This is a genomic window from Candidatus Deferrimicrobiaceae bacterium, assembly GCA_035256765.1.
Lineage (GTDB): Bacteria > Desulfobacterota > Deferrimicrobia > Deferrimicrobiales > Deferrimicrobiaceae > CSP1-8.
Genome location: DATEXR010000123.1, coordinates 1 through 3,962, shown reverse-complemented (window position 1 = coordinate 3,962; position 3,962 = coordinate 1). Strand labels below are relative to the sequence as shown.

The following is a 3,962-nucleotide window of genomic DNA, read 5'->3' as shown; positions in this document are numbered from 1 at the left end:
CCTTCGGAGCCCGCCAGGATCTCCGCGATGTGCACCGCGCGGACCGGGTAGCCCGACCGCGAGATCGTCCCCCCGATGTTCATCAGGCACCCGAGGTCCCCGGAGGTGACCACCTGCGCGCCGGTCTCGAGGATCCGCTCGATCTTGCGATCGGCCATCCGGCAGGAGATGTGGGGGTACTTGACGGAGAAGACCCCGCCGAAGCCGCAGCACCGGTCGCTCTCCTCCATTTCCACGAACTCGACGCCCGGGATGGCCTTGAGCAGCGTCCGGGGCGCTTCCGTTACGCCCAGCCCCCGCTTCAGGTGGCACGAGTCGTGGTAGGTCACCTTCCCGCGGTATGTCGAGCCGGGGTCGACGACGCCCAGGACGTCGACCAGGAACTGGGAGAGCTCGAAGACCCGCTCGGCCACCTGGTAGGCGAGGGAGAGCATCCTCGGCTCGTCCCGGAACAGGACCGGGTACTCGTGCTTGACCATCGTGGCGCAGGAGCCGGAGGGGGTGACGATGTGCTCCTCTCCCTGGAACACGGAGAGGAACCTTGCCGCCATCTTCCGCGCCTCCTTCCGGTTGCCGGAGTTGAAGGCCGGCTGCCCGCAGCACGTTTGGGACAGGGGGACCCGGACGTCGACGCCGAACCTCTCGAGGACGGCGACCGTGGCGAAGCACACGCTCGGGAAGAACGTGTCGGCCAGGCAGGTGGAAAAGAGGGAAACGGAAACCGGTTTCCGATCGGCCATCCCCCAAGTATAAGCGAAACGGGGGGGCGGCTGACCCGGGAATTCTCCCTGCCCTCCCGGGCTCCCGCCCGCCTCTGCCCGGCGGGAGATTCGACGCCGGCGGAGGAAAGCGGTAGCATAATCCGAAAGCCGCCCGAGGAACAGGACGGCGACTCTTCGAGGGAACCAATGTCCTGGTACCGGCGGGCGAAACTCTTCCTTTTCGGCGCCCCGCGAGACATCTTCGACCCGAAAATCTTTCAGCATATCTCCCTGATCGCCTTCTTCGCATGGGTGGGCCTGGGGGCGGACGGGATCTCCTCCTCGTCGTACGGCCCGGAGGAGGCGTACCTCGCCCTGGGGAACCACACGGTCCTGGCGATCTTCGTGGCGATGGCCACCGTGGTCACGATCTTCCTCATCTCGGGAAGCTACTCGCAGATCATCGAGGAGTTTCCGTCCGGGGGGGGCGGATACATCGTCGCCTCCAAGCTCCTGGGGGAGAAGGCCGGCGTCGTCTCCGGCTCGGCTCTCGTCATCGACTACGTCCTGACGGTCACCATCTCCGTCGCGGCCGGCGTCGACGCGATCTACAGCTTCCTCCCCCCGGGATGGCAGGCAGGGAAGTTCCTGTCCATGGGGCTCATCATCGTCTTCCTCATCTGGATCAACCTGCGGGGAGTCAAGGAGTCCGTGATGGCCCTGACCCCCATCTTCATTGCCTTCATCCTCTCCCACGTGCCCCTGGTCTTCTACGGCGTGGGGCGCCACCTGGCCGACGTGCCCGCGCTCGCCTCCCGGGTATCGGTGGACCTCTCCCTGGCCGCTTCCGAAATGGGGGGATTCGGCGTGGCCGCGCTCCTCATGCGGGCCTACTCGATGGGCGCCGGGACGTACACGGGGATCGAGGCGGTGAGCAACTCGATGCAGACCCTGCGCGAGCCCCGGGTGCACACGGGAAAGAGGGCGATGCTGTACATGGCCGTCTCGCTTTCCTTCCTTGCGGGGGGGATCATTCTCGGGTACGTGCTGAACGACATCCGGCCGGTTCCCGGCAAGACGCTCAACGCGGTCCTGATCGAGACCCTGATCGGCAACCTGGGCGGGCCGCACCTCGGGGGAATATTCGTGGCCGGGATCCTGGCCACGGAGGCCGTCCTCCTGTTCGTGGCGGCGCAGACCGGGTTCCTGGACGGACCCCAGGTCCTGTCGAACATGGCGGTCGACCGGTACATGCCGGCCCGCTTCGCCCACCTCTCCGAGCGGCTCGTGAGAAATTACGGAGTCTATTTCATGGGGGGGATGGCGTTCCTGATGCTCTTCCTGACGGGGGGGTCGGTCAAGTACCTGGTGGTCATGTACTCGATCAACGTGTTTTTGACCTTCACCCTCTCCCAGTTCGGGATGTGCGTCCACTGGTGGAAGGACCACCGCAGGGTGAAGGGGTGGAGGCACAGGTTCGGGATCAACGGATTCGGATTCCTCCTGACGGCCTCGATCCTTTGCGTGACGATATGGATCAAGTTTCCGGAAGGGGGTTGGGTGACCCTCCTGATCACCGGGACCTTCATCGCCCTGTCCTTCCTGATCCGGCGCCATTACCGGCAGACCCAGGAGCTTCTCCTGCGGCTGGACGACCTGCTGTTGTCCCTGCCCCCGGTGACCGTCCCCACCGCCCAGGAGCCCGTGGTGCTCCGGAACGCTCCCACGGCCGCGATCCTGGTGTCGGGGTACAACGGGATGGGGATGCACGTCTTCTTCAACGTGATCCGTTCGTTTCCCGGGATGTTCCGCAATTTCGTCTTCCTCTCCGCCGGCGTCATCGACACGAGCCGTTTCAAGGGGGCGCAGGAGGTCGTGAACCTTACCCAGGACCTGAAGGCCCAGCTGGAGAAGTACGTCGAGTTCGCCAAGGGGCACGGTTTCTTTGCGGAGGCGCGTTCCGAGGTCGGGACCGACGCCATCACGGTGCTCGACCACCTGGCGTCCGGGACGGCGAAGGATTTTCCGAGCGTCATGTTTTTCGCGGGGAAGCTCGTCTTCCGGGAGGAGAGCTTCTTCTCCCGGCTGCTCCACAACCAGACCTCCTTCCTGGTCCAGAAGAAGCTCGTCTTCCAGGGCCTTCCGATGATCATCCTCCCCATCCGGGCGATGTGACGCACCGCCTTCCCCGATGGTCCGGGCGCAGGAGGGTTCTCCGTCGGGGAGCGAAGGGAGGATTCCGGCAGGAGATCCGTTCCCCGCGGCGGAGGCCGCGCGGACAGGGAGGGACAGGTTCCCGCGCAGCCTCCGGGAAAACGCCCGTCGAGCATGACGTCGCTACAAAGCTTCCCGCCCCCGCTCGCCCGTGCGGATCCGGACGACCTCCTCGACGTCGGAGACGAAGATCTTCCCGTCGCCGATCTTCCCGGTGCGGGCGGAGGTGAGGATCCGCTCCACCACCGCGGGGACCGTGTCGGCCGCCACGGCCAGATCGATTTTGAGCTTCGGGATGAACTCGACGAAATACTCCGCGCCGCGGTAGATCTCGGTGTGCCCCTTCTGGCGGCCGAACCCCTTGACCTCGGTGACGGTCATGCCGGTCACGCCGATCTCCTGGAGCGCGTTTTTCACCTCCTCGAGCTTGAACGGCTTGATGATCGCCTCGATCTTCTTCATTGCGCGCTACCTCGGCAGGTTGAAGTCCACCTGGACGGTGAAGGTGTTCTCCCCCCCGGTCTTCTTCTCGTTGTAGATGTCGTAGCCGAAGATGATGCTCGCGTTCTTCGCGAAGGCGTAGGAGATCCCGAAACTCAAGGCTCCGATCGCGGAGTCGGTCCCCTGGTAGTCCACCGCGGCCCAGAGGTTGTCGGAGATCTCGGAGAGGGTCCGGTCCCAGGAAAGTAAAACGCCCTTTTCGTCCTTGCTTCCGTTTGCGTCGACGAGGATCTTGTCGTTCCCCGCGAAATAGCCGACAGAGAGGCGCCCGATCACGGGGAAGGTCCTGGCGACCAGGCCGTAGACGATGTTCTGGTTGGTGACGTCCGATTTCGTCCCGAAGTTGTACCCCCCGACGGCGATGGCCGGCGAGGAACGGAAGAGGGAGCCTTCCGGCGTTCCGAGCTTGCCGTGGAAATAGAGCGGGTAGTCGTCCGCGTCGGTACCGGCGTGGATCAGGTCGAACCCGGCCTCGGCCTGGACCTTCTCGAACGGGAGGATCCCGACGGTCGGCCCCAGGACGACGACGGGGGGAAGCTTGTCGCC

General features: G+C 64.9%; 4 protein-coding genes. 1 reads left to right on the top strand and 3 read right to left on the bottom strand.

Annotated elements, in window-relative coordinates; genetic code table 11:
• Positions 1–740, bottom strand: a 740-nt coding sequence (locus tag VJ307_04190) for a (Fe-S)-binding protein (GenBank protein HJX73336.1), incomplete at its 3' end; no start/stop codon positions are given.
• A gap of 168 nt (positions 741–908) precedes the next feature.
• Between VJ307_04190 and VJ307_04185 the strand changes: the two genes are divergently transcribed.
• Positions 909–2,876 carry an APC family permease gene (locus tag VJ307_04185; GenBank protein HJX73335.1) on the top strand — a complete coding sequence of 656 codons (1,968 nt, stop codon included), beginning with the start codon at positions 909–911 and terminating at the stop codon, positions 2,874–2,876.
• 162 nt (positions 2,877–3,038) lie between these two features.
• Here VJ307_04185 and VJ307_04180 read toward each other — a convergent pair whose 3' ends face one another.
• Together VJ307_04180 and VJ307_04175 are read right to left on the bottom strand one after the other, a co-directional pair.
• Positions 3,039–3,377: a P-II family nitrogen regulator gene (locus VJ307_04180; GenBank protein HJX73334.1), complete on the bottom strand. Its 339-nt coding sequence runs from the start codon at positions 3,375–3,377 to the stop codon at positions 3,039–3,041.
• A 6-nt stretch (positions 3,378–3,383) separates the two neighbouring features.
• On the bottom strand, positions 3,384–3,962 hold a 579-nt coding region (locus VJ307_04175), incomplete at its 5' end, for a hypothetical protein (GenBank protein ID HJX73333.1).

Bases quoted from the DNA above. Each gene is read 5' to 3' on its own strand.
- VJ307_04185 (HJX73335.1), top strand. From the start codon at position 909: ATGTCCTGGTACCGGCGGGCGAAACTCTTCCTTTTCGGCGCCCCGCGA.
- VJ307_04180 (HJX73334.1), bottom strand. From the start codon at position 3,377: ATGAAGAAGATCGAGGCGATCATCAAGCCGTTCAAGCTCGAGGAGGTG.